23 protein-coding genes are annotated in these 23,345 nt (G+C 69.3%); 10 read left to right on the top strand and 13 right to left on the bottom strand.

What is annotated here, in order from left to right; translation table 11 throughout:
- Window positions 1-17: 17 nt before the first annotated feature.
- Window positions 18-1,706: an EAL domain-containing protein gene (locus tag HJG44_RS01155; protein ID WP_171216515.1), complete on the bottom strand. Its 1,689-nt coding sequence runs from the start codon at window positions 1,704-1,706 to the stop codon at window positions 18-20.
- A gap of 172 nt (window positions 1,707-1,878) precedes the next feature.
- Between HJG44_RS01155 and HJG44_RS01150 the strand changes: the two genes are divergently transcribed.
- Window positions 1,879-2,136: a hypothetical protein gene (locus tag HJG44_RS01150; RefSeq protein WP_171216514.1), complete on the top strand. Its 258-nt coding sequence runs from the start codon at window positions 1,879-1,881 to the stop codon at window positions 2,134-2,136.
- A 77-nt stretch (window positions 2,137-2,213) separates the two neighbouring features.
- On the opposite strand, the gene rpmF is transcribed toward HJG44_RS01150, so the two are convergent.
- The 9 genes from rpmF to HJG44_RS01105 form a co-directional block, all read right to left on the bottom strand.
- A complete protein-coding gene (gene rpmF / locus HJG44_RS01145; RefSeq protein ID WP_171216513.1) occupies window positions 2,214-2,399 on the bottom strand; it encodes a 50S ribosomal protein L32 in 186 nt (61 codons plus the stop codon).
- 117 nt (window positions 2,400-2,516) lie between these two features.
- The gene (gene mtgA, locus HJG44_RS01140; protein ID WP_171216512.1) at window positions 2,517-3,176 is read right to left on the bottom strand and encodes a monofunctional biosynthetic peptidoglycan transglycosylase; all 660 of its coding nucleotides are present in this window, start codon (window positions 3,174-3,176) and stop codon (window positions 2,517-2,519) included.
- 25 nt (window positions 3,177-3,201) lie between these two features.
- On the bottom strand, window positions 3,202-5,133 hold the full coding sequence (locus HJG44_RS01135) for a potassium transporter Kup (RefSeq protein WP_171216511.1): 1,932 nt from the start codon (window positions 5,131-5,133) through the stop codon (window positions 3,202-3,204).
- Between the two features lie 147 nt (window positions 5,134-5,280).
- Window positions 5,281-6,531: a flavodoxin-dependent (E)-4-hydroxy-3-methylbut-2-enyl-diphosphate synthase gene (ispG, locus tag HJG44_RS01130; protein ID WP_171216510.1), complete on the bottom strand. Its 1,251-nt coding sequence runs from the start codon at window positions 6,529-6,531 to the stop codon at window positions 5,281-5,283.
- Window positions 6,532-6,664: 133 nt separating this feature from the next.
- Window positions 6,665-7,114, bottom strand: coding sequence for a DUF2852 domain-containing protein (locus HJG44_RS01125; RefSeq protein WP_171216509.1), 450 nt, complete (start codon window positions 7,112-7,114; stop codon window positions 6,665-6,667).
- 416 nt (window positions 7,115-7,530) lie between these two features.
- Window positions 7,531-8,364, bottom strand: coding sequence for an ABC transporter ATP-binding protein (locus HJG44_RS01120; RefSeq protein ID WP_210260874.1), 834 nt, complete (start codon window positions 8,362-8,364; stop codon window positions 7,531-7,533).
- 174 nt (window positions 8,365-8,538) lie between these two features.
- Window positions 8,539-9,858, bottom strand: a complete 1,320-nt coding sequence (locus tag HJG44_RS01115) for an ABC transporter substrate-binding protein (protein WP_171216507.1) — start codon at window positions 9,856-9,858, stop codon at window positions 8,539-8,541.
- A 135-nt stretch (window positions 9,859-9,993) separates the two neighbouring features.
- Window positions 9,994-11,001 (bottom strand): TerC family protein, encoded by a 1,008-nt coding sequence (locus HJG44_RS01110; RefSeq protein ID WP_171216506.1) that lies wholly within the window; start codon window positions 10,999-11,001, stop codon window positions 9,994-9,996.
- 293 nt (window positions 11,002-11,294) lie between these two features.
- Window positions 11,295-12,371, bottom strand: coding sequence for an ABC transporter permease subunit (locus HJG44_RS01105; protein WP_171216505.1), 1,077 nt, complete (start codon window positions 12,369-12,371; stop codon window positions 11,295-11,297).
- 162 nt (window positions 12,372-12,533) lie between these two features.
- Between HJG44_RS01105 and HJG44_RS01100 the strand changes: the two genes are divergently transcribed.
- The 8 genes from HJG44_RS01100 (at window position 12,534) to ribA (ending at window position 19,414) form a co-directional block, all read left to right on the top strand.
- A complete protein-coding gene (locus HJG44_RS01100) occupies window positions 12,534-12,848 on the top strand; it encodes a putative quinol monooxygenase (protein WP_171216504.1) in 315 nt (104 codons plus the stop codon).
- Between the two features lie 99 nt (window positions 12,849-12,947).
- Window positions 12,948-14,150, top strand: coding sequence for an amidase (locus tag HJG44_RS01095; protein ID WP_171216503.1), 1,203 nt, complete (start codon window positions 12,948-12,950; stop codon window positions 14,148-14,150).
- 38 nt (window positions 14,151-14,188) lie between these two features.
- Window positions 14,189-15,070 carry an SMP-30/gluconolactonase/LRE family protein gene (locus HJG44_RS01090; protein ID WP_171216502.1) on the top strand — a complete coding sequence of 294 codons (882 nt, stop codon included), beginning with the start codon at window positions 14,189-14,191 and terminating at the stop codon, window positions 15,068-15,070.
- Window positions 15,071-15,145: 75 nt separating this feature from the next.
- Window positions 15,146-15,721, top strand: coding sequence for an NADPH-dependent FMN reductase (locus HJG44_RS01085; protein ID WP_171216501.1), 576 nt, complete (start codon window positions 15,146-15,148; stop codon window positions 15,719-15,721).
- 4 nt (window positions 15,722-15,725) lie between these two features.
- Window positions 15,726-17,012: an ArgE/DapE family deacylase gene (locus tag HJG44_RS01080; protein ID WP_171216500.1), complete on the top strand. Its 1,287-nt coding sequence runs from the start codon at window positions 15,726-15,728 to the stop codon at window positions 17,010-17,012.
- Window positions 17,005-17,454, top strand: coding sequence for an acyl-CoA thioesterase (locus tag HJG44_RS01075; RefSeq protein WP_210260873.1), 450 nt, complete (start codon window positions 17,005-17,007; stop codon window positions 17,452-17,454). Before HJG44_RS01080 ends, HJG44_RS01075 begins: the two co-directional genes overlap by 8 nt.
- A 50-nt stretch (window positions 17,455-17,504) precedes the next feature.
- Window positions 17,505-18,137, top strand: a complete 633-nt coding sequence (locus tag HJG44_RS01070; RefSeq protein ID WP_171216499.1) for a porin family protein — start codon at window positions 17,505-17,507, stop codon at window positions 18,135-18,137.
- Between the two features lie 149 nt (window positions 18,138-18,286).
- On the top strand, window positions 18,287-19,414 hold the full coding sequence (gene ribA, locus HJG44_RS01065; protein WP_171216498.1) for a GTP cyclohydrolase II RibA: 1,128 nt from the start codon (window positions 18,287-18,289) through the stop codon (window positions 19,412-19,414).
- A 3-nt stretch (window positions 19,415-19,417) separates the two neighbouring features.
- Here the strand turns inward: ribA and HJG44_RS01060 are convergent, their stop codons facing one another.
- The 3 genes from HJG44_RS01060 to HJG44_RS01050 all read right to left on the bottom strand — a co-directional run bounded on the left by HJG44_RS01060 (window position 19,418) and on the right by HJG44_RS01050 (window position 22,996).
- Window positions 19,418-20,389: a Bug family tripartite tricarboxylate transporter substrate binding protein gene (locus HJG44_RS01060; protein ID WP_171216497.1), complete on the bottom strand. Its 972-nt coding sequence runs from the start codon at window positions 20,387-20,389 to the stop codon at window positions 19,418-19,420.
- Window positions 20,390-20,491: 102 nt separating this feature from the next.
- Window positions 20,492-21,232: a dienelactone hydrolase family protein gene (locus HJG44_RS01055; RefSeq protein ID WP_246735989.1), complete on the bottom strand. Its 741-nt coding sequence runs from the start codon at window positions 21,230-21,232 to the stop codon at window positions 20,492-20,494.
- 168 nt (window positions 21,233-21,400) lie between these two features.
- Complete coding sequence (locus HJG44_RS01050) at window positions 21,401-22,996, bottom strand: gamma-glutamyltransferase family protein (protein ID WP_171216496.1); 1,596 nt, start codon at window positions 22,994-22,996, stop codon at window positions 21,401-21,403.
- Between the two features lie 127 nt (window positions 22,997-23,123).
- On the opposite strand from HJG44_RS01050, the gene HJG44_RS01045 reads away from it, so the two are divergent.
- The gene (locus HJG44_RS01045) at window positions 23,124-23,321 is read left to right on the top strand and encodes a hypothetical protein (protein WP_171216495.1); all 198 of its coding nucleotides are present in this window, start codon (window positions 23,124-23,126) and stop codon (window positions 23,319-23,321) included.
- Window positions 23,322-23,345 lie beyond the last annotated feature (24 nt).

Genomic DNA, 23,345 nt, shown 5'->3' with positions numbered 1-23,345 from the left:
GCCTCCGCCCGGCGGAATCAGGCGACCCGGGCGGCCTCGCGCGGGGGAGCCTCGAGCGAGAGCCGCGGCAGACCGCAATAGTCGCCCTGCAGGTAGTCGACGCCCCATTTGGCGAGCATGCGGGCGGTCTCCTCGTCCTCGACCCATTCGGCGACCGTCGAGAGCCCGAGGTGATGGGCGAGGTCGATGAGGGTCTGGACGAAGAAGCGGTCGTTGGTCGAGCGCGACAGGTTCTGGATGAAGGCCCCGTCGATCTTCACGATGTCGACCGGGAAGTTGCGCAGGTGCCGGAACGAAGTATGGCCGGCCCCGAAATCGTCGATCGCGATCGTCACGCCCAGCGCCTTCATGGCGTCGAGCTTGCGCCTGGCCATGTCCGGGTCGCGGATCGCCACCGTCTCGGTCACCTCGACGATGAGCCTGGACGCGATGTCGGAGCGGCGGCCGACATGCGCGGCCAGCGTCGCGAGCCAGTCCGGGCTCTCCAGTGTCAGAGGCGAGATGTTGACCGAGAGCCGCTCCTCCGGGTGGCGCGCGAGCCGTTCCGCCGCGAGTTCCAGGATCCGCATGTCGACGAGCGGCACGAGGCCGCTCCGCTCCATGGCCGGCACGACGTCCCCGGCGGTGGCGACCCGCCCGTCCTCTCCTGTTATCCGCAGAAGCGCCTCGCTGAAGACGACCTCCCGCGTGCTCGCATCCACGACCGGCTGCCGGGCGAAGGCGATGCGGCGGGCGTTCAGAAGGCCGATCACGTCGAGCGCGCCCTGGCTGCCGGCCGGACGCTCCCCGGAGCGGAAGATCTCGGGATCGTAATGGACGAAGCTCGCGCCGGAGCGGCGCTTGACGACCGCGAGGCTCTGCTCGGCGCGGCGCAGCAGACCCGCGGCGTCGAGCGCGTGGTCCGGCGCGGTCGCCCCGCCGATGAGGATGCGCACCGCCACCGGGCCTTGCGCCGTGGCGACGGGAGCGCCCGAGACCGCGGCGTTCAGCCGCTCCGCCGCGATGCGGGCCTGATCCGGCGGGCAGGCGCGCAGGGCCAGGGCGAAGCGGTTGCCCGAATAGCGGGTGAAGCCGTCACGCCGTCGCATCACGACCCGCATGCGCGCGAGGACTTCCTGCACGACCTGGTCGGCGCCGTCGAAGCCGAGCTCGTCGTTGAGCTGCGACAGGTTCTCGATCGCGATGGCGAAGACGGTGAGCGGCCTTCTGGAGCGGCTCGCCTCGCCGACGTCTCCGGCGATCTGCCTCAGGAAGGCCGTGCGCTCGCGCTGGCCGGGGCCTTCATGCGCCTGCCCCTCCGATTCGGCCTGCGATATCCGGAGCATGCCGTGCGCCACGGCCGGCCGCCCGTCCGCACCCGCGTACCAGCGCCCCGTATCCTCGACCAGGATGAGGCGGTGCGGCGTCGGCCGGACGGCATACCGGGTGGAATAGGGCACGCCCGAGCCCTCGTCCCGCACGGCCGAGCCGAGGATCGCTTCGCTGCGCGCGATGCCGGAGCCGGGCTCGACGATGCCGGCGAAGTCTCGCCCGCTGGAGAAGGCGGAGAGGTCCTGCAGGCCGATGACCTCCGCCGCGTTCGGCGCCCAGGTCAGCCGGTCGGCCGCGATGTCCCAGTCATAGACGGCGACGCCGATCGAGGTCAGGATGCCGCGCGGATCGGACGGCAGATGGTCCGGGAGTCTCGGCTGGGCAAGGCCCGACATCGCGCAGTCCTGGCGGTGCCGAGCGGGCCCTCGCCTCATCCTGGAACGATTCGGGCGGAAGGGGGTTCGTTCGGCGTGGAACGTGCCGAAACGATGCGGTAAGTGTCGTTAAGGTCTCGTAAAATCTGGCCGATCGCTTGCGAGGAGACGGGCTCGAGGAGGGAGGCGTCCCATGACGGATCAGCACCTGGCCGACCCCGAGGAAGCCCAAGCGGGCAATCCGCGCTCGCGCGCCCTCGTCCCGCTCGCAACGCCGCGTCCGCCGCACGGATCGGATCGGCCCGAAGCGTATTTCCTGGCCCAGCTGATCGCCTGCGAGCGCCGGCTTCCCGCCTACAGGCAGGCCCGCTCGGCCGCCCCCGAGACCGCGACGAGCGCCTACGCCCGGCGAAGCGAACCCGCGCAGGCGCGGCTCGACTGCCTGATTTGAGCTGCTGATCTGACCTGGCCCGCGCCGGCCGAAAACCGGCCAGTTGCGACGCGGGCGCGCCGAGAGGGCCTCCGCCCTCAATCCTTCGACTTGACGGCGAGCACCTGGCGGCCGCGATACATGCCGGTCTTCAGGTCGACATGATGCGGGCGGCGCAGCTCGCCCGAATCCTTGTCCTCGACATAGGTCGGGGCCTTGAGGGCATCCGCCGAGCGGCGCATGCCGCGCTTCATCGGCGAGGTCTTTCGCTTCGGAACGGCCACGTTGCTGTCTCCAAACGCAAGCGCTCCCGCGCGGGCGGGAGGCGTGCAGGCATCTTCCGGATTGGCGGGCTTATATAGGTGCGCGCCGGTTCTGGCTAGAGCGTTCTCCGGAGCGCCTTAGCCCTGGCGGAGGCAGTCGGTCGGGGTTCCTTCCATCCGGACCTGGATGCGGCCGGCAAGGCCCCGGAGTCGCCCCGAAGGCCGTCCGGGATTGCGCAGGAGCGGGTTCGGCAGGGCCGCGGCGAGAAGCGCCGCCTCCCGCCGCGAGAGCTCGCGCGCGCCCTTCCCGAAATGCCTGCGTGCGGCGGCCTCGGCCCCGAACGTCCCCTCCCCCCATTCGGCGACGTTCAGGTAGACCTCGATCATCCGCCGTTTGGACCAGAGGAGGTCGAGGACGATGGCGAGGGGGATCTCCAACGCCTTGCGGACATAGGAGCGGGACGGCCAGAGGAACAGGTTCTTGGCGACCTGCATCGGGATGGTGGAGGCGCCCCGGCTCGGACCTTCCTCGTCCGTGATCACCTCGTGCAGGGCGCTCCAGTCGACGCCGCCATGCTGGCAGAACCGGGCGTCCTCCGAGGCGATGACGGCCGCGGGAAGCTGGGGCGAGATCTGCGCCAGCGACACGTAGCTGCGGGCCACGCTCTCACCGGAGAGCCAGCGGGCGAGCATCAGGGTCGAGACCGGGGGCACGACGATATAGGCGAGCGCGAGCGCGAGAACGAACGCCGGATAGACGAGCGCGACGACGAGCAGGAGGCGGACGAGCCGCCTCATGGCAGCTGGGCTCCCGCGGCTGGGCTCAGATTGTGACCTGCGTGCCGACCTCGACGACGCGCCCGGTCGGGATCTGGAAGAAGTCGGTGGCGTCGGAGGCGCTGCGCGCGAGCGCGATGAACAGCTTGTCCTGCCAGAGCGGCATCGAGGAGCGCACGGCCGGTCGGATCGAGCGCCGGGACAGGAAGAACGACGTTCCCATGATGTCGAACTTGAAGCCCAGCTTCCTGAGCAGCGCCATGCTGCGCGGGATGTTCGGCGTCTCCATGTAGCCGAACATCATCTGCACGCGCCAGAACGCGTCGCCGAGCTGCTCGATCGAGATCCGCTCCTCGGGGGCCACGCGCGGCGTATCCATCGACCGTACCGTCAGCACCACGTTCCTCTCGTGCAGCACCTTGTTGTGCTTGAGGTTGTGGAGCAGCGCGGAGGGCGCCGTGGCGGGGTCGCTCGTGAGGAAGACCGCGGTGCCCTTCACCCGGTGCGGCGGGCTGCGCTCGAGCATGCCGACCAGCTCCGCGAGCGGCACGTCCGTCTTGCGGGTCTTGTCGAAGAGGATGCGGGTGCCCTTGATCCAGGTTGCCATGATGAGGGTCAGGACCGCCGCCAGCATGAGCGGGACATAGCCTCCGTCCAGGACCTTGATCATGTTCGCGCCAAGGAACGTGAGTTCCAGGAGGAGGAAGGGCACGATCACGAGCACCGCCACCGGCGTGCTCCATTTCCAGACCCGGCGCGCGACGATGAAGGCCATCGTGCCGGTGATCAGCATGGTCCCGGTCACGGCGATGCCGTAGGCGGCTGCCAGCGCCGAGGAGGACCTGAAGGCGAGAACCAGGATGATCACCCCGACAAGCAGCAAGAAGTTGATCTGCGGCAGATAGATCTGGCCCGAATGCGCCTCGGAGGTGTGGCGTATCTCGAGCCGCGGCAGCAGCCCCAGCTGCACCGCCTGGCGCGACATCGAGAAGGCCCCGGTGATATTGGCCTGGCCGGCGATGACGGTCGCGCAGGTCGCAAGCACGACGAGCGGAAGCAGCGCCCATTCGGGCACGAGCCTGAAGAAGGGATCGGCCGCGGCCTCCGCGTCCTGCAGCACGAGCGAGCCCTGGCCCAGATAGTTCAGCGCGAGGCACGGGAAGACGAGGAAGAACCAGGCGCGCTGGATGGGCTTGCGCCCGAAATGGCCAAGATCGGCGAAGAGCGCCTCCGCGCCCGTCACCGCCAGGAACACGGCGCCGAGCGCGACCAGCGCGCCGTGACCGTGGGTGAACAGGTACTCGACCCCGTAATAGGGGTTGAACGCGTGGAAGATCTCGGGGTGGCCGGCGATGTGCGGCAGCGCCGAAAGCCCGATGGTCAAGAACCAGGCCACCATGATCGGCCCGAAAAAGGCCGCCACCCGCGCCGTGCCGTGGCTCTGGACCAGGAACATCGCGAGCAGGATGCCGATGGTGATCGGCAGGATGTAGGGCTCGAAGGCGGGCGTGACGAGCTTCAGGCCTTCGACGGCGGACAGGACCGAGATGGCCGGCGTGACCATCGCGTCTCCATAGAACAGCGATGCCCCGAGCACGCCGAGCGCCAGGAGGACGAAGCTCCCCCCCGTCGCCTGCCGGGCGAGAGCCATGAGAGAGAGCCCGCCGCCCTCCCCCTTGTTGTCCATCCGCAGCACGATCGTCACGTATTTGATCGTGACGATGAGCGTCAGCGTCCACAGGATCAGCGAGATCACGCCATAGACTTCGTCCGGCGTGATCACCCCGTCCGAGCGGGCCGTATGCACCGCCTCGCGGAAGGCGTAGAGCGGGCTGGTGCCGATATCGCCGTAGACGACCCCGACCGAGCCGAGCGCGAGCGTCCAGAAGCCGGCCTTGTGGTGCCCGCCCGGGACGGCGCTCTCCGCCGGAGCAGGAGAGTCGGGATGACCGTTCGCGACGGCCGCCTCCTGAGCCATGGTCAGCCCCGCCAGGACCGCCTGCGCGCCCGCATGCCGGGCGCCGCGGCGCCGCCTGCCTGGCCGCGATCCCTCCGGGAGGTTTCGCCGCCGGGCCCCACCACAAGACTCGGGCGCATGGGAGTGTTCCCGCGGAGGTGGGGCGCTCTATTCGGCCGCGTCGCGCGCCGCCGTGCCGTAGCGCCGCTCGATGTAATCCGCCACGAGCGACTTGAAGTCCTGCGCGAGCGTCGGGCCGCGCAGGGTCATGGCCTTGCGCCCGTCGATGAAGACCGGCGCGGTCGGACTCTCGCCCGTGCCGGGGAGCGAAATGCCGATATCGGCATGCTTCGATTCGCCCGGGCCGTTCACGATGCAGCCCATCACGGCGACGTTCAGGTTCTCGACGCCCGGATAGGTCCGCTTCCAGTCCGGCATCGAGACCTGGATCCAATCCTGGATGTCGCGGGCGAGTTCCTGGAACACGGTCGAGGTCGTGCGGCCGCAGCCGGGGCAGGCCGCGACCAGCGGCACGAAGGTGCGGAACCCCATGGTCTGCAGGATCTCCTGCGCGACCTTGACCTCGAGCGTGCGGTCGCCGCCGGGCTCGGGCGTGAGCGAGACGCGGATCGTGTCGCCGATCCCCTGCTGCAGGAGAATCCCGAGCGCGGCCGAGGAGGCCACGATGCCCTTGGAGCCCATGCCGGCCTCGGTCAGGCCGAGATGGATCGCGTAGTCCGAGCGGCGGGCGAGGTCCTGGTAGCAGGCGATCAGGTCCTGGACGTTGGAGACCTTGGCGGACAGGATGATGCGGTCGCGCGGCAGCCCCATTTCTTCCGCCCGCGCAGCGGAGAGGAGCGCCGATTGGACGAGCGCCTCGCGCGTGATCGCGCGCGCATCGACCGGGTTCGGCAGCCTCGCGTTCTCATCCATCAGATGGGTGAGCAGCTCCTGGTCGAGCGAGCCCCAGTTCGCACCGATGCGGACGGCTTTGCCGTGCTTCGCCGCGAGCTCGATGATGGCGCCAAACTGCCGGTCCTTCTTCTCCTTGAAGCCGACATTGCCCGGGTTGATCCGGTACTTGGCCAGCGCTTCCGCGCAGGCCGGATGGTCAGTGAGGAGCTTGTGGCCGATATAGTGGAAATCGCCGACGAGCGGCACCGAGACCCCGATCCGGTCGAGCCGCTCGCGGATCTTCGGCACGGCCGCGGCCGCCTCGTCACGATCGACCGTGATGCGGACGATCTCCGAACCGGCCCGGGCGAGCGCCGAGACCTGGGCGACCGTCGAATCGACATCCGCCGTGTCGGTGTTCGTCATCGACTGGACGACGATGGGCGCGCCCCCGCCGACCATGACGGAACCGACCCGGACACCGATTGTGGGATGACGCGGCGCAGGACCCGCGATTTCGGACATGAGCGACCCTTCGCCGGCCGACCCGAGGCCGGCCGAGATGCCGTCGTTTACCGCCGCGTGCGGGAAGGCGTCAAATATGACGCCTGCAAGACGAGAGAGGAGCCGGGCGGCGCCACCCGGCTCCTCCTGCAGATCAGGCCGTGGTCGGGCCGGAATTCCGGCGCCGCGCCATGTAGGCGTCGAATTCCTCGCGGTCCTTGGCCCGCTTCAGCTCCTCGACGAAGTCGCGGAACTCGCGCGCCTCCTCGTCGAGGCGGCGGCGCTCACGCTCGAGCCGCTCGAGCTCGGAGCGGCGATACTCGTCGAAGGCGAGGTTGCCCGTGCCGGCGAAGGAGGACGGTGCGCCCCACCGCATGTTGCGCAGCGGGTTGAGCACGTTCTCCTCGACAGTGCGACGCAGCTCGTGCGGCACCGGATAGCCCATGAACTTCCAGACCAGATAGGTGACCGCGAGCGGCCAGAAATAGAGGAACATGAACACGACGCCGACGATCTCCAGCGGCCGGCGCGAGGAGCACGGGCGCGACGGAGCTTGGGCGGCAGCCGCACCGGCATTCCAGCCGGAGGACGAGGCAGAGTACATGGGGGAAGCTCCCGATGTGAATGTCAACAACATTCACATGCTCCCGGCTCGGCGGGGTTTCAAGGGGCGGCGGGACGACTTTCTCTCCGGCGCGAGATGCCGCAGCCGCCGAGAAGCGGAAACCCGGTCGTGACGGCCGGAGGGGATGCAGGCCGCAAGCTGGTCGCGGTCGTCCCGGCACGCGCCGCCTGCCCCGGGATCGGCCGCGGCCCCGGGGCCGCTTGCTCCGGACGGTGATCGACGAGCCGGTCGGGGTCTGCCCCGGCGCCGGGCGGATGAACCGCAGCATCGAGCCAACAAGGTCCGTCCTGGCATCGCGGCGGCCAGGCCAGCTCGACACGCGCCAGAGTTCCGGGCGGCCGAACCGTCGAAATTTCAGCCTCGACCCGCCCCGCCGTGGCTCGATGCTCTGAGGATCACGCCAGCCAGCGCTTGCGGCGCTTGTAGCTCTTCACGTTGCGGAAGCTGCGCTGCCCGCCCTCGGCCACGCCGAGGTAGAATTCCTTGACGTCCTCGTTCTCGCGCAGGCTCTCGGCCGGACCGTCCATCACGACGCGGCCGGTCTCCAGGATATAGCCGTAGGTCGCATAGCGGAGCGCCATGTTGGTATTCTGCTCGGCCAGCAGGAAGGACACCCCCTGCTTCGTGTTCAGGTCGCGGACGATCTCGAAGATCTCCTCCACGATCTGCGGCGCGAGGCCCATCGACGGCTCGTCGAGCAGGATCATCTTCGGCTTGGACATGATGGCGCGGCCGATCGCGCACATCTGCTGCTCGCCGCCCGACGTGTAGCCGGCCATCGCCGAGCGGCGCTGCCGCAGACGCGGGAACGTCTCGTAGACGGCCTCCAGGTCGCGCCTGATCGCCGCGTTGCCGTCACGGCGCGTATAGGCCCCCGTCAGGAGGTTCTCCTCGATCGTCAGGTGGCCGAAGCAGTGCCGCCCCTCGAGCACCTGGATGCAGCCGCGCCGAACGAGATCGTCCGGCGAGAGCCTGTCCACCCGCTCGCCCGCGAAGGTGATCGAACCCTTCGTCACGTCGCCGCGCTCCGCCCTGAGAAGGCTGGAGATCGCCTTCAGGGTCGTCGTCTTGCCGGCCCCGTTGGCGCCGAGCAGCGCCACGATGCCGCCGCGCGGCACCTCGAGTGAGACGCCCTTCAGGACAAGGATCACGTGATCGTAGATGACCTCGATGTTGTTGACTGCGAGGATCGGGTCGGGTGCGGGCGACACCGCGGCGCCGGGACTCATGGCACTCCCCTTCATCATGGCCGGCTCGTCCTGGCGACGACGATCAGGTCCGCATGCGGGTTCGGCATGCAGCAGCCCATCTGACCGCCCTCCGCTCGACCGGGCGTCCCCTTAGGGCCGGGAGGGCCGGGACAAGCCCGGCCATGGCAGCCTGGTCTCGGCGACCACCAGACATCACGAGCTCTTGTCGCAGGGCTCAGTCCGCTTCGGCCAGCCGGTGTTCTTCTCGACGTAGTCATTCGCGGCGGCCTCGAGGAGCGGCTTCACCTTGTCGGCCATGGGCTCGATCGGCTGCGTGACCTTCGCCCATTTGGCGCCATCCCATTCCTGCATGAACGCCGCCTTGTGGCCGTTATGGTCGGTGCAGCTCAGCTTGATCGGGTCCGCGAACCCCTCGAAGCCGAGCTCCTTCAGGCGCGCGGCCGACAGGTCGAGCCCCTCCAGACCGCGCCGGACGTCTTCGCCCGTCACCATCTTCTTGCCGGTGATCTTCTGGGCCTGGGCGATGCCTTCGGCGATCAGCATCGAGTTGTAGACGCCGCGGTTGTAGAGCACCTGGCCGACCTGATCCTTGGGCGACTGGCTCTTACCCGTGTCCACGACGTGCTTGATGATGTCCTGAAGGGCGGGGAAGTTCGTGCCGACCGCGTGCCAGTTGAGGGTCTTGAAGCCCTTCGCCCCAGGCCCGGCGCCGCGGGCGTCGTCCTCGGACGGCCACCACACGGAGAGGAACTTGCTCATCGGATAGTTGATCTTGACGGCTTCCTTGATCGCCGTCGGGTTCATCGCGCCCCAGCCATACATGACCATATAGTCGGGCCGGTCGCGCCGCACTCCGAGCCATTGCGAGGACTGGTTCTGCATCTCGGTGCCGGCGACGGGGTACATCTTCAGCTCGAAGCCGTAATCCTTGGCGAGCTGCTCGAAGAGCGGGATCGGTTCCTTGCCGAAGCCGGCGTCGAGATAGATGTAGCCGATCTTCTTGCCCTTCAGCTTGTCGAGCCCGCCCTCCTGCTCGGCGATGTACTTGATGATCATGGCGAGCCCGTCCCAGTAGGTGTTGGGCGGGTTGAAGATCCAGGGAAAGCGGCTGCCATCGGCCGAGGCGGACAGCCCGTACGCCATCGAGAGGACGGGGATCTTGTCCACCGCCGCCTTCGGGATCAGCGGCAGGGTGATGCCCGTCGACCACGGATTGACCATCACGGGCCGCTTGTCCTTCACGGCCTCGTAGCACTCGACGCCCTTCTTGGTGTCGTAGCCGGTCTCGCATTCCTCGATGAGCAGCTTCACGCCTCCGATGCCGCCGTCGCGCTCGTTCAGCATGGTCAGGTAGTCGCGCATGCCGTTCGCGATGAAGATGCCGGAACCGGAGAACGGGCCGGTGCGGTAGGTGAAGAGCGGGACATAGATCCCCTCCTGCGCCGAGGCGGGAAGGGGCGAGCCGGCCAGGGTGGCGGCGGCAAGGCCGAGTGCAATCGCGCGTTTGAGCATCGTTTCCTCCGGATGGAACGCCCTTTGCGGGCCCTTGTCGGCCGTGTGCCGCATTGTGTTGCGGACGTCATGCGTCCGATGCCCCGACTTTAGTCGGTGGCGGGACGGCCCGGAAGCCGGGCCGTCCCGCTTCCGTCACGGCCTGCTATGAGCCGGCAGGGCAGGACCACGCTCGCCGTCCGGCCGCGTGCGCCAGATCGAGTAGAGCATGCCCGCCGCGAGGATCGCGAAGGTGATTCCGAGCGACCACTCCGCCGGGAACTTGGTCCAGCCGAGCAGGTCGGCGACGAAGACCTTCGAGCCGATGAACACCAGCAGCACCGCGAGCGCCTGCTTCAGGTAGGTGAACCGATGCAGCACCGCGGCGAGCGCGAAATAGAGCGCGCGCAGGCCGAGGATCGCGAAGATGTTGGACGTATAGACGATGTAGGGATCGGTCGTGATCGCGAAGATCGCCGGCACCGAATCGACCGCGAAGATCACGTCCGCGACCTCGATCAGCACGAGCGCCAGGAAGAGCGGGGTCGCGAAGATCGCGGCCTGCCCGGCCGGGCCGTGCGGCAGGCGCACGAAGAAGCTCTCCCCGTGCAGCCTGTCCGTCACCCGGAGCCGCCTGCACAGGAACCGGAGGACCGGGTTCTGCGACAGGTCGGAATCTTCCCCGCTCGTCCACAGCATCTTCACGCCCGTGGCGATGAGGAAGGCCGCGAAGACATAGAGGATCCAGGAGAATTCCTGGACGAGGACTGCGCCGGCGCCGATCATGACGGCCCGCAGCACGATGACCCCGAGCACGCCCCAGAACAGGACGCGGTGCTGCAGCTCGCGCGGAATGGCGAAATAGCCGAAGATCATGGCGATGACGAAGACGTTGTCCATCGCCAGGCTCTTCTCGACGACGAAGCCGGTCAGGTACTCGACCCCTGCCTGCTGCCCGAGCTGAACCCAGACGAGGCCGCCGAACGCCAGGCCAAGCGCGATGTAGAATGCGGAGAGAGCGAGACTCTCGCGCACCCCGATCTCACGCGTCTTGCGGTGAAGAACGCCCAGATCGAAGACGAGAAGCGCCGCGACGAGGACGAGAAAGCCCGCCCACATCCAAAGCGGCCTTCCCAGCAAAACGACATCCGTGAACAGATCCATAGCTCCCTCTCAGGTTCGAGAGGCGGCTCGATGGGAACTGTCCCGTAAAGCGCATGGACCCGGCATCGAGCTCGCCCGACGCGGTCCGACATCACGACACCTGGGGTGCGTCGTCAGAGGGGCCCGGCCCGCGCGAAGCGAGATGGGAGCGGGCCCGCAGGCGCGCAAGGGTACTCCGGATCCCGTGCGAACGGGTTCCTGGGTGACGCCGTTTCAGCCCGGAGCCAGCCGCGGCCCGGCGCATTCACGGCACGAGGCGCTGCCGGACGGGCGAGCTGCAGATGGCAGCCGCGTCAGTAGGGGAAGGGCCAGACCCGGAGCTTCTGCTTCACCGTCTGCCACAATCTCGCGAGGCCATGCGGCTCGGCGATCAGGAAACCGATGATGAGAGACCCGACGATGAGGAACTGGAGGTGCTCGACCGTCGAGGGCTGCACGTCGATGCCGAGCGCCGGCAGGACGGCGCGAAGCCCGATGGGCAGGAGATAGATCAGTCCGGCGCCGAGAAACGAGCCGAGAAGCGACCCGAGCCCGCCGATGATCACCATGAACAGGATGAGGAAGGACTGGTCGATCCCGAACACGTCCGGCTCTGCTGAGCCGTACCAGAGAAACACGAGGAGCGCCCCGGCCACTCCGCAGAAATAGGACGAGACCGCGAAGGCGAGGAGCTTCGTCGGCAGGAGCCGGATGCCGATGAGCTCCGCCGCGAGATCCATGTCGCGCACCGCCATCCACATGCGCCCGATGCGGCCGTGGACGAGGTTCGAAGCCACCCAGGTCAGGAGCACCACGATGGCGAGCACGACGAGGTAGCGCGTTTCCGGCGCGGCGTTCGGGCCCGTCACGGGGACGCCGAACAGCGTCCTGGTCGGCACCTCGATCGCACCCGAGATGTTGTAGTTCACGAGCCACGGGATGCGGATGAAGCACCAGGACAGGAAGAACTGCGCCGCGAGCGTCGCGACCGCGAGATAGAAGCCCTTGATGCGCAGCGAGGGCAGCCCGAACAGAACCCCGACCGCGCTCGAGAACAGGCCGGACGCAAGCACCCAGACCACGATGTTCACGCCGGGGAAGGCGCTCGTCAGCTTGTAGCAGGCATAGGCGCCGACCCCCATGAACCCGGCCGTCCCGAGCGACAGAAGGCCCGTATAGCCGACCAGGATGTTCAGCCCGATCGCCGCGAGCGCGAAGATCAGGAACGGGATCATCACGACGTTGAGAAGGAAACCCGAACCGAAAAGCGGGATCGCCACGGCCGCGACGAGCAGGATCGCCGCGAGGCCGATCCGATCCTCCCGCAGGGGAAAGACGGCCATGTCGGCCGCGTAGCTGGTCTTGAACTGGCCCGCCTCGCGATAGAACACGGCGCCTCCTCGTCGCCGCCTCTTGAGCCGGGCGGCCGTCCAAGGCCTAGCCCGGCTCCGTTCCGCCGCCAAGCCCGCCGAAGGGCCAATCCGGATCCCGCCTTGCCGGGGGCGGCAGCGGCGGTCTAGATCGCCTGACAATCACACGGGAGAGAGCGTCCGATGATCCATGTCATAGCCGTCATCTCGGCGAAGCCGGGGATGCGGGAGAGCGTGCTGCGCGAGATGCACGCCAACGTGCCCAACGTCCTCGCCGAGGACGGCTGCATCGAATATGGACCCGTGGTGGACGCCGAGGATGTCGGGCCGTTCCAGACGAAGCTCGGCCCCGATACCTTCATGGTCGTGGAGAAATGGGCGAGCCTCGAGGCCCTGCGCGCCCATGCCGCCGCACCGCACATGCAGGCCTATGGGGCGCGGACGAAGGACATGCTGGCGAGCCGCGTCATCCACGTCCTCTCCCCGCATGGCGCCTGAGAGAAGCTGCCCGTCTTTTCAGCGCGGCCGGAATTGCGGCCCGGCTTCCTCCCGGGATAATCGGGAGATGAGCCTCCGGAGCCGGAAGCTGGAGACACGATGCTTCTTCGCGACGATCCTGCCCGCGCCTTCGTCCCCTATCCTGCCGTCGAGGTGCCGAACGCCTCCGAAGGTCCGCTCGCAGGCCTGACTTTCGGGGCGAAGGACCTCTTCGACGTCGCGGGCTACCCGACCGGGGGCGGATCGCCGCACGTCCTCGCCATGTCGGGGATCAAGAGCGTCACGGCGCCGGCCGTGCAGCGCCTGCTCGACGCGGGCGCCCGTTTCGTCGGCAAGACCCACACGGACGAGCTTGCCTTCTCGCTGAACGGCAAGAATGCGCATTTCGGCACGCCGGTGAACGGCGGCGCACCGGACCGCATCCCGGGCGGCTCGTCTTCGGGTTCCGCCTCGGCGGTCTCCAACGGGCTCTGCGACTTCGCGATCGGCACCGATACGGGGGGCTCGGTCCGTGCGCCGGGAAGCCATTGCGGCCTGTTCGGCATCCGGCCGAGCCACGGGCGCGTCAGCCTCGAAGGCGCGCTCGACCTCTCTCCCTCGCTCGACACCTGCGGGCACTTCGCCCGCGACGGCGACACCTTCCTGCGGGTCGGCGAGGTGCTGCTCGGGCCCGACCCGAATCCGCTGCCGCAGGAGCCGCGGCCCATGCTCGCGGCCGATTGCTTCGCCATGCTCGATACGGAGGTGCGGGGCGCACTCGCCATCGTGGTGCACGGGATCGAGCGCGCGCTCGGCGAGGCCGCGATGGTCGAGACCGCCGCGAGCGGCTTCGAGCCGCTCTACTGGGCGTTCCGGCGCATCCAGGGACGGGAGGCGTGGCTGACGGACGGGCCCATGATCGAGCGCTATGCGCCCCCGCTCGGCCCCGGCGTCGCCGAGCGGTTCCTCTACGGCCGGGCCGTCACGGATGACGAGGTTGCGGACGCGACGCGCTTGCGGGCCGAGTTCCGCGACCGGATGGACGGGATCCTCGGCAGCGACGGCGTGCTCGTCCTGCCCACGATGCCGGACATCGCGCCGCTGCTGACGGAAAGCGAGGGCACGCTCGACCTCTACCGCAATCAGGCGATCAACCTCCTCTGCCTTTCGGGCCTCGCCGGAACGCCCCAGGTCACCATCCCGCTCGCGAGCCGGCTCGGGGCGCCGCTCGGGATCTCCATCATGGGCCCGCGCGGCTCGGACCTGTCGCTCGCGGCGCTCGCGGTGCGGCTGGCCAGGGAGGCCGCGGAACCGCTGCTCTGACCCGGCCGTTCCGAGGCGATGCCTGGCGAAGCACATCCGTGACCCCAGCAGTCTTCCAAGGCCGGCACCGGGTTGCGGTCCCGTGCGGGGCGACCCTCGGGGAAGGTCCGGTCTGGGACCGCAGGACGGGAACGCTCCTGTTCGTGGACATCGCGAAGGGCCGGCTCTGGCGCTGGCGACCCGGCGCCCAGCCGAGCGCGATCGAGCTCGACGAGCCTCTGGGCTTCGTTGCCCTCACGCCCGACCCGGAGGTCGTCGTCATCGGGCTGAAGTCGGGCCTGGCCCGTCTCGACCTCGGCTCGGGCATGCGCGAAATCGTCCTCCGGCCGGAGCCGGACCGTCCGGGCAACCGGCTGAACGATGCCGCGGTCGGGCCGGACGGCTCGCTCTATTTCGGATCGATGGACGATGCGGAAGCCGAGCCGACCGGGCGCTTCTACCGCTGGTCGCTGGACGGCCTCGCCTCGTTCGGCGACCCGGCCGTGATCACCAACGGGCCGGCGGTCGATCCCGTGCACCGGCTCCTCTATTGCGCCGACACCACGAGCGGACGCGTCTTCCGGCATCGGTTCGGTGAGGATGGAGCGCCCGGCGCGCGGGAGTTGTTCGTGTCGTTCGAGGAAGGCTCGGGTCATCCGGACGGCATGACCGTCGATGCCGAGGGCCATGTCTGGATCGCGCATTTCGGCGCCTCCCGGGTGACGCGCTTCTCGCCGGAGGGCCGGCCCGAACTCGTCGTGCCGATCCCGACCGCGCAGGTGACGAAGCCGGCCTTCGGCGGGCCGGATCTCACGACGCTCTACGTCACCACGGCCGCGAAGGGCCGCGACGCCGAGATCGACCCGATGGCCGGCCACGTCTTCGCCTTCGAGGTCGGGATCCGCGGTCTGCCGGCCGAGATCTGCCGCATCCTCGCCTGAGACCCGCGGCCGGGTGGCTTGAACCCCCGGCCCGAACGGCTACGAGAGGCGGACATCCCATTCACGGAGGCCGCCTTGGCACCCAAGCTCGACGTCATCATCTGCTCGACACGGCCCGGGCGGGTCGGCAAGCCCGTCGGCGACTGGTTCGATGGGGTTGCCAGGCAGCATGGCGGGTTCGAGGTGGAGCTCGTCGACCTGGCCGAGGTGAACCTGCCGATCTACGACGAGCCCAAGCATCCGCGGCTGCAGCAATACGAGCATGAGCACACTAGGCGCTGGTCCGCCATCGTGGATGCGGCGGATGCCTTCGTGTTCGTCACGCCCGAATACAATTTCGGCCCGCCGCCCTCGCTCGTGAACGCGCTGAACTACGTCTACCTGGAGTGGAACTACAAACCTGCCGGTTTCGTGAGCTACGGTGGGGTCTCCGGCGGCATGCGGGCGGTCCAGACCGAGAAGCTGACGCTCACGACGCTCAAGATGGTGCCGATCCTCGAGACGGTGCTCATCCCGATGGTGCCGCAGCATATCGACAAGGAGACCGGCGCCTTCCGGCCGACCGACATCCACGCAAGCTCCGCGACGGCGATGCTCGACGAGCTGCTGCGCTGGACGAACGCCCTCAAGCCGCTGCGGCAGAAGGGCTGATCCGATGGCGCTCGATCCCGCCTTGCGCGACCGCATCGTCGCGTCCGTCGACGAAGGCTTCCCCGAGCAGCTCGCCCTCACGCAGGATCTGATCCGCTTCCGTTCCACCCGCGGCGAGGAACAGGCGATCCAGGATTTCGTGTTCCGCGCCTTTCGCGACCGCGGTTTGGCGATGGACCGCTTCCTCATGGATCGCGCCGCTATCGAGGCGCATCCGGGCGGCTCGAAATTCACGCCCGACCATTCCGAGGCGCCGATCGTGGTCGGCATCCACCGGCCGCGGCAGGAGACCGGCCGCTCGCTGATCCTGCAAGCCCATGTCGACGTGGTGCCGGCCGGGCCGGAGGACATGTGGACCCATCCGCCCTTCGAGCCGGTGGTCGAGGGCGATTGGCTCTACGGCCGCGGCGGCGCCGACATGAAGGCCGGGCATGCGGCGAACCTCGCCTGCCTGGACGCGCTGCGCCGCATCGGCCTCCAGCCGGCCGCGACGGTGACCGTGCAGTCCGTGGTCGAGGAGGAATCGACCGGCAACGGCGCGCTCATGACCCATCTGCGCGGCTACAAGGCCGATGCCGTCCTCATCCCGGAGCCCGAGGACGAGAAGCTCGTGCGGGCCAATACCGGCGTCCTCTGGTTCGAGGTCGAGGTGCGGGGCATGCCGGTCCATGTGCGCGAGATGGGCGCGGGGCAGAACGCGATCGACGCCGCCTACCGGGTCGTCGGCGCGCTGCGCGAGATCGAGGCGCGCTGGAACGCCGACAAGGCGGGCCGGTCGCATTTCGAGACCGAGGAGCACCCGATCAACCTGAACATCGGCAAGATCGAAGGCGGCGACTGGGCCTCCTCCGTCCCGGCCTGGTGCCGGCTCTCCTGCCGGATCTCGATCTATCCCGGCATCTCCGCGGCGGCCGCGGCGCGCGAGATCGAGGACGCGGTGCGCGCCTTCTCGCGTGGCGATCCGTTCCTCGCCAACAACCCGCCGCGCGTCACCTTCAACGGCTTCTTCGCCGAGGGCTACGTGCTCGAGGAAGGCTCGGACGCGGAGCGCGTGCTCGGCGAAGCGCACAAGGCCGCGACGGGCCGGGAGCTCGAGAGCTTCATGACGGCGGGCTATCTCGATACGCGCGTCCACGCGCTCTACGACCGCATCCCGGCCCTGTGCTACGGCCCGGCCAGCCGCAACATCCACGGCTTCGACGAGGCTGTGAGCCTATCGTCGCTGAAGCGGATCACGACCGCGATGGCGCTCTTCGTCGCCGAATGGTGCGGGGTCGAGCCGATTGCCTGAGATCGACCTTCCGGCGCTCCGCGCCGATCCGCGCGTCGTCTGGGTCGAGGACATCCTCCGCTTCGGCGACACCGACATGAACGGCCACGTCAACAACGCCGTCTTCGCCGCCATGGCGGAGAGCGGCCGCGTGAACCTGTTCCGGACCCGCCTCGGCGACGACGAGCGCGGCGAGACCTTCTGGGTGATCGCGAAGCTGACGATCGAGTTCAAGTCGGAACTCTACTATCCCGGCCGGGTGCGTACCGGGACCTGGATCCGGCATCTCGGCCGCTCCTCGCTCGGGCTCGCCCAGATCATCGAGCGCGACGACGGCGGGGTCGCGGCGACCGCCGAGGCGGTCTGCGTGCAGATGAGTCGCGCCACGCGCCGGCCGGAACCTTTCTCGGACGCGAGGCGACGGCTCGCGAACGAGCTCCTTCGGTCCGACCCCTCGACATAATCCCGTCCGCCGGTCTGTCCCGAAGGACCGCCTTCGGGTAGGATCGCGGGGTGATCAGCCTCTTGGACTCCCGTCCGTTCCGCCGGGTTGCCGCGGCCTGCCTCGCCCTCGGCGGGCTCCTTGCCCTGCCGCGCCCCGCGGCGGCGCAAGCCGTCCCGCCTGCCAGCTCCTGGGCGTCGCTACCCTCCTTCGCCCGGCCGCAGCCGGCCGAGGGCGAGGAGAGCCGCTGGGCCGGGTCCTTTGCCCGGATGTCGACCGGCTTCGTCGTCTCCTCCTCCAGGCGTTTCGGCAGCTATGCGGGGCCGACCGTCGGGTTCGAGGGCGGGCGCATGTGGCAGGACGGCTCGCTCGTCTATGGGGTTGTCGGCGGCTTCGACTATCTGGCGGCGATCCGCGGCGGCGCCGCGCCCGGATTCGGCGGCGTCGCGTATACGCGCGACTTCGCCGGCGGGGTCCAGGTGAAGGTCGGGACGCTCGTCACGCCCGACGTCCTGGTCTACGCCAAGGCGGGCGCCTCGGCCGTGCACGAGACGCTGCGCTTCGGCGCGACCTCGACCACCGCGCCGTTCACGCGCGAAGACATCGTGGTCCGGCCCGAGGCGCGCGTCGGGGTGGAATGGGCCGTGACCGACCGCATCACGCTCGGCCTCGAGGCCGGCGTGGTCGGGCCCGGGCTCAACTGACGAGCGTTCCGGAAGGCCGCTCCAAACCCCGTTTCTCCGGCGCTTCCGCCCTGGTGGGAGGCCTGACCCACGCGCCCCTGCAGCCATGCCGGGTCCCGTTTGCGCCAGGCGGTTTGCCCTCCGCCCGGCTGCGCTCCATATGTCGGGCCATGAACGGGGCCACCCCCAACACGCCCAGCCTGTCCGGCGACCTGGACCGCACCTCCGTCGAACGCGCGATCGCCGAGCTGCGCATGGGCCGGCCCGTGCTGCTCGAGAGCGGCGAGGAGCGCGCGCTGGTGCAGAGCGCCGAGGATCTCGGGCGCGAGCAGGCGGAGCGGCTCGACGCCGTCTCGGTCCGGCAGGGGCGTCTGGTCCTGCCGGCGGCGCGCCTGAAGCGGCTCGGCCTGGAGCGTCCGCACGACGGCTGGATCGGCCTGCCGAGCCTGGACGTGCGCCGGATCGCGACCCTCGCCTTCTCCATGGATGCCCGGCTCGACGGGCCTGTGCGGCCGGCCGGCCGCTTCGACCAGGCGGCCCTGGAACTCGCCCGTCTCGCGCTGTCGCTGCCGGCCGTGGTGGTGATGCCCCTGTCGGAGGGGTTCGGGATCGACGGAACGGTGCTACGTGTCTCGACGGGAGCCGTCGAGGGCTATCGCGCGGCCCGCGCGCGCGACCTGAAGATCGTCGGGCGTGCACCCGTTCCTCTGGAGGATGCCGCGGAGACAGAGTTCGTGGTCTTCCGCGGCGGCGAGGGATTGCGCGACCAGGTGGCGGTCATCGTCGGAGCGCCCGACCTGACGCAGCCCGTCACCGTGCGGCTCCATTCGGCCTGCCTCACGGGCGACCTCTTCGGCAGCCTGAAATGCGATTGCGGCGACCAGCTCCGCTTCTCGGTGCGCTGGATGGCCGAGCACGGCGGCGGCATCCTGCTCTATCTGGACCAGGAGGGGCGCGGGAACGGGATCGCGAACAAGATCCGCGCCTACAGGCTCCAGGCCGAGGGTTACGACACGTATGACGCCGACGAGATGCTCGGCTTCGGGCCCGACCAGCGGCGGTTCGACTTCGCGGCCGAGATGCTGCGGCAGCTCGGCGTCACCCGGGTCAACCTCATCACGAACAATCCGGACAAGATCGCGGCGCTTCGGAACAGCGGCCTCGAGCTCGTGTCGCATCAGCGGGCGCCGGCCCGGACGACGGCCGAGAATGCTCGCTATCTCGCTTCCAAGCGCGACCGGGCCGGGCACCTTCTCGGCTTTGCGGCCGCGGCTTCCGGTCCCCCTGCCGACGGTTAGGGCCTACTCGGCCGTAACCCCGGCGGCGCGGACGATCTGGCCGAGGCGCTCCACATCGGCAGCGATCAGCTCCCCGAGATGCCGGGCACCCTGCGCCTCCGGTGCGGGAGCTTCGGCGGCGAGATCCGTGAAGCGCTGCTTTACCTCCGGATCGTTCAGCGCCTTGGCGAGAGAAGCCTGCAGCCGTTCCAGGACGGCAGCTGGCGTCCCGCGAGGCGCCGCGATGGCGTTCCAGACGCTGAGGTCGAATTCGGGCACTCCGCCCTCCGCGAAGGTCGGGACCTCGGGCGCCTGGGGCAGGCGGGCCTTCGACGAGACCGCGATCGCCGTGACGTTGCCGCCCGTGTGCATCGGGATCATGGTCACGGTCTGGTCGATGACGGCGTCGACGACGCCGGCCGCGAGATCGTTGATGGCCGGGCCGGCGCCCCGGTAGTTGACCATCGTCGCCTTGGTCTTCGTCACGGCGAGAAAGGCGATCGCGGCGAGGTGGCCGGTCGAGCCGGGGCCAGAGCTGCCGAAATTCACCGCGTCGTCGCCGGATCGAAGCTTTGCCAGAAAACCCGCGAGGTCCTTGATACCGCTCTTCTTCGACACCGAGAGGACCATGGGCACCGTCGCGACCAGCCCCACCGGCGCGAGGTCGCGCCGCGGGTCGAAGCTGAGCTTGGGATAGAGCGATACATTCGCCGCGAGCGAGCCCATATTGCCGAAAGAGAGCGTGTAGCCGTCGGGCTCCGCCCGGACCACGCGCTGCGTGCCCGTCGTGCCGCCGGCGCCGCCCGCATTCTCGATGATGACGGTCTGGCCGAGATCGGTGCTCATCGCCTTGCCGATGATGCGCGCGAGAACATCCGTGGTGCCGCCCGGCGCGTAAGGGACGACGAACGTGACAGGACGCGTCGGAAAACCCTGGGCGGACGCTGTCGCCGCCATGCCCCACAAGGCGAGCGCGCCGCAGAGCGCCTTCAGCATGGTCCGTCTCCTCCGCTTCGCTCTTTTGACCAGGTCGCCAGCCTGACTGATTGTCTGGCTATCCGAGCCGGGGAGGAAGCTCAAGAGCCGGGTGCGCTTGTCTCAGAGATGGCGCGCGAGGAAGCTCGCCACGCGTGAGGCGGCGTCGAACTGAGCCGCCCCGGACAGGACGTGCCCCTGTCCCGGATAGACCTGCACCTCGTGCGGCGTACCGCTTTCCCGGAGGATCTGTTGAAGTCGGCGGGCGTGGCTCGCCGGAACGATCCGGTCCGCCTCGCCATGCAGGACGAGCGTGGGCGGCAGCTTCGGACGGGGATCCGGCAAATCCTCGGGAACCGGCCCGGAATACTCGACCACGGCCCGGACCCGGCCGTCGGAGGCCGCCGTCGAGAGGGCGAGCGCGCCGCCGAGCGACACGCCGACGAGCCCCAGCCGGCCGGCATCCACGCCCGGCCGCCGGGCGAGCCAGCCGACCGCATCGCCGATCGTCGCCACCCAAAGCGGATAGTTCTCGCGCAGGGTGGCGTAGTCGACCCGCCGCTCTCCCGTACGGTCGAGATAGTGGACGAGCCCGACATGGTAGCCCGAGGCGGAGACGAGGCCTGCCGCGAGCCGGTAGCGGTCGCCGCCGAAGGCCAGCCCGTCGGCACCGTGCAGCAGGAGAAGGCCGGGCCGCAGCTCATCCGGTCCGGCCTCGCCTGCGCCGGCCGGGAACCACTCGGTCCTGATGCGGCGTGCGCCGCTCGTGAACTCGTCCATCCTGACCTGCCTGCCCTCCTGTCCGCGTCCGGCGGTCGGGAGCAACGGAAGGGTCGCGCCGAGCAGGAGCTGCCGACGTTTCATGGTCGTCCCGGAAAGGCGTTGGGGAGCTTGCAGATGAGGAGCCGCGCGGCCGATCGCAACCGCAGCGGCCTCGGAGCATCCCGATCGCCGGGCTCGGGGCCGTTCTCGCGATGCCCGAAGTCGGGCTGCATGTCTCGCCCGCGATCGGCGCGGCTGCGCCCGCTTGGGCTAGATGCCGGCCGCTCCGCCGTCCGAGCGCGGATCGTGGGTCGCCTCCACGCGGCCGTTGCCGGGATGCTTGACGAGAAGCCCGGCATGACCGAACCCGTCGGAATAGGGCTCACCCACCTCTTCGACATCGTGGCCCAGCCGCGCAAGCCCTTCCATCAGGGAGGGATCGAAACGGCTCTCCATCTTCAGGCTCGTCGAACTCTGGCCCCAGGTGCGGCCGAGCAGCCAGCGCGGCCGGTCCACCGCCTCGGCCACCCCCTCGCCGAGCTCGACATAGCGGGTGAAGATCTGCGCCTGGAACTGCGGCTGCCCATCGCCGCCCATCGCGCCGTACGACAGCACCCGCCCGTCCGAAAGAACGGCGAGAGCCGGGTTCAGCGTGTGGAACGGCCGGCGGCCGGGCTCGAGCGGGTTCACGCTGTCCGGGTCGAGCGAGAACGAGGCGCCACGGTTCTGCCAGTGGATACCCGTGCGCTGAAGGACGCAGCCGGAGCCCCAGTCCCAGTAGATCGACTGGATGTAGGATACCGCGAGCCCATCCTTGTCGATCGCGCCCATCCAGACGGTATCGCCGTCGCCGGGCGGCGCGGGCCAGGGCGCGGCACGGCTCATGTCGATCGCGGCCGCCTCGCGCTCGAACGCGGCCGGGGTCAGGAAGCTCGCCGGATCGTGCCTGAGCCGGTCGAAATCCGTCACGATCCGGTCGCGGATGCGGAAGGCGCGCTTCGTCGCCTCGATCAGGCCATGATGGTGCCGGACCGATTCGGGTCCGGCGATCCGGAGGCGCTCGTAGATGCCGAGGATCAGGAGCGAGGCGATGCCCTGCGTCGGCGGTGCCTTGTTATACGCCGTGCCGTGCCGGAGCTTCGCCGCGAGCGGCTCGCGGAACACCGCCTCGAAGCGCTCGAGATCGGCCCGGGTGATGGGCGCCCCGAGCAGGTCCAGGTCGGCCGCGATCTCGCGCCCGACATCGCCGCGGTAGAAGTCGCCGAGCCCGACATGGGCGAGCTGCTCCAGCGTCGCCGCGAGAGCCGGCACGCGGCGGACATCGCCCCTCTTCGGCGGCTTCCCGTCGAAGCCGAAGGTGGCCAGGAACCCCGGCGCGGCGTTCAACGCCTCCGGTTCGTTCGGCCGGGTGCGGAGCTCGGAGGCGGAAATCTCGTAGCCGTCCTTGGCGAAACGGATCGCGTCCGCGAGGAGGTCGGGCAGCGGCAGCCCGGCGCCGAGGCTCCGGGCATGGCCGAGCGCAGCCTCCCAGCCGCCCACCACGCCCGCGACCGTGATGGCTGCGTCGGGGCCGCGGAAGGGAAGGACGTCATAGCCCTTGTCGCGGTAGCGCCCGATGGTCGCCAGGCTGCCGGCCGGCCCGCAGGCCTCGATGGAGCGCATGCGCCCGCCGGGCTCGCGGACCAGCCAGAAGGCATCGCCGCCGAGCGCGTTCATGTGCGGGTAGACGACCGCGATGGTGGCCGCCATCGCGACCATCGCCTCGATCGCATTGCCGCCCTCCGCCAGCACGGCGCGGCCGCTCTCGGCGGCAAGGCGATGGGGGGCGGCGACGGCCGCCGCCGCGAAGGTCGGTGTGTCTGTCATGCTCTGGGATATCGGGCGCGAAAGGCCATATTCTTGCACGCGCGGCCCGCTTTGCGTTAGGTGGCGCGCTCACCGCAACTGGAGAGCCGGCTTGGCCCTCGCCTCACGCCCCGCAAGGGGCCGCTCAATGTTCACCCTCGTCAGCCTCATGGTGCTGGTCGGCATCGAGGTCTTCGCGGTCGCGCTGTCCGGCGGCTGGGCCATTGCCGGGCTGTTCGAGCTCGGCCAGACGGTCGGCTACGGGCTGATGGGAATCTTCTCGCTCGCCGCCCTCTACATGATGGTCCAGTTCTGGCGCCGCGCGACCTCCGTCCAGGGGGGCTGAACGGGCCGGCGCAGAGGCCGGCCC

Origin of the sequence: Enterovirga aerilata (genome assembly GCF_013044135.1) — a bacterium.
Lineage (GTDB): Bacteria > Pseudomonadota > Alphaproteobacteria > Rhizobiales > Beijerinckiaceae > Enterovirga > Enterovirga aerilata.
The sequence above is the reverse complement of the archived record's forward strand: the minus strand, read 5'-3'. Positions and strand labels throughout refer to the sequence as shown.

What these genes read in the sequence shown, in the direction of transcription:
- HJG44_RS01155 (WP_171216515.1), bottom strand. Translation starts at nt 1,706, where the DNA reads ATGTCGGGCCTTGCCCAGCCGAGACTCCCGGACCATCTGCCGTCCGAT.
- HJG44_RS01150 (WP_171216514.1), top strand. Translation starts at nt 1,879, where the DNA reads ATGACGGATCAGCACCTGGCCGACCCCGAGGAAGCCCAAGCGGGCAAT.
- mtgA (WP_171216512.1), bottom strand. Translation starts at nt 3,176, where the DNA reads ATGAGGCGGCTCGTCCGCCTCCTGCTCGTCGTCGCGCTCGTCTATCCG.
- HJG44_RS01135 (WP_171216511.1), bottom strand. Translation starts at nt 5,133, where the DNA reads ATGGCTCAGGAGGCGGCCGTCGCGAACGGTCATCCCGACTCTCCTGCT.
- ispG (WP_171216510.1), bottom strand. Translation starts at nt 6,531, where the DNA reads ATGTCCGAAATCGCGGGTCCTGCGCCGCGTCATCCCACAATCGGTGTC.
- HJG44_RS01125 (WP_171216509.1), bottom strand. Translation starts at nt 7,114, where the DNA reads ATGTACTCTGCCTCGTCCTCCGGCTGGAATGCCGGTGCGGCTGCCGCC.
- HJG44_RS01120 (WP_210260874.1), bottom strand. Translation starts at nt 8,364, where the DNA reads ATGAGTCCCGGCGCCGCGGTGTCGCCCGCACCCGACCCGATCCTCGCA.
- HJG44_RS01115 (WP_171216507.1), bottom strand. Translation starts at nt 9,858, where the DNA reads ATGCTCAAACGCGCGATTGCACTCGGCCTTGCCGCCGCCACCCTGGCC.
- HJG44_RS01110 (WP_171216506.1), bottom strand. Translation starts at nt 11,001, where the DNA reads ATGGATCTGTTCACGGATGTCGTTTTGCTGGGAAGGCCGCTTTGGATG.
- HJG44_RS01100 (WP_171216504.1), top strand. Translation starts at nt 12,534, where the DNA reads ATGATCCATGTCATAGCCGTCATCTCGGCGAAGCCGGGGATGCGGGAG.
- HJG44_RS01095 (WP_171216503.1), top strand. Translation starts at nt 12,948, where the DNA reads ATGCTTCTTCGCGACGATCCTGCCCGCGCCTTCGTCCCCTATCCTGCC.
- HJG44_RS01080 (WP_171216500.1), top strand. Translation starts at nt 15,726, where the DNA reads ATGGCGCTCGATCCCGCCTTGCGCGACCGCATCGTCGCGTCCGTCGAC.
- ribA (WP_171216498.1), top strand. Translation starts at nt 18,287, where the DNA reads ATGAACGGGGCCACCCCCAACACGCCCAGCCTGTCCGGCGACCTGGAC.
- HJG44_RS01060 (WP_171216497.1), bottom strand. Translation starts at nt 20,389, where the DNA reads ATGCTGAAGGCGCTCTGCGGCGCGCTCGCCTTGTGGGGCATGGCGGCG.
- HJG44_RS01055 (WP_246735989.1), bottom strand. Translation starts at nt 21,232, where the DNA reads ATGAAACGTCGGCAGCTCCTGCTCGGCGCGACCCTTCCGTTGCTCCCG.
- HJG44_RS01050 (WP_171216496.1), bottom strand. Translation starts at nt 22,996, where the DNA reads ATGACAGACACACCGACCTTCGCGGCGGCGGCCGTCGCCGCCCCCCAT.
- HJG44_RS01045 (WP_171216495.1), top strand. Translation starts at nt 23,124, where the DNA reads ATGTTCACCCTCGTCAGCCTCATGGTGCTGGTCGGCATCGAGGTCTTC.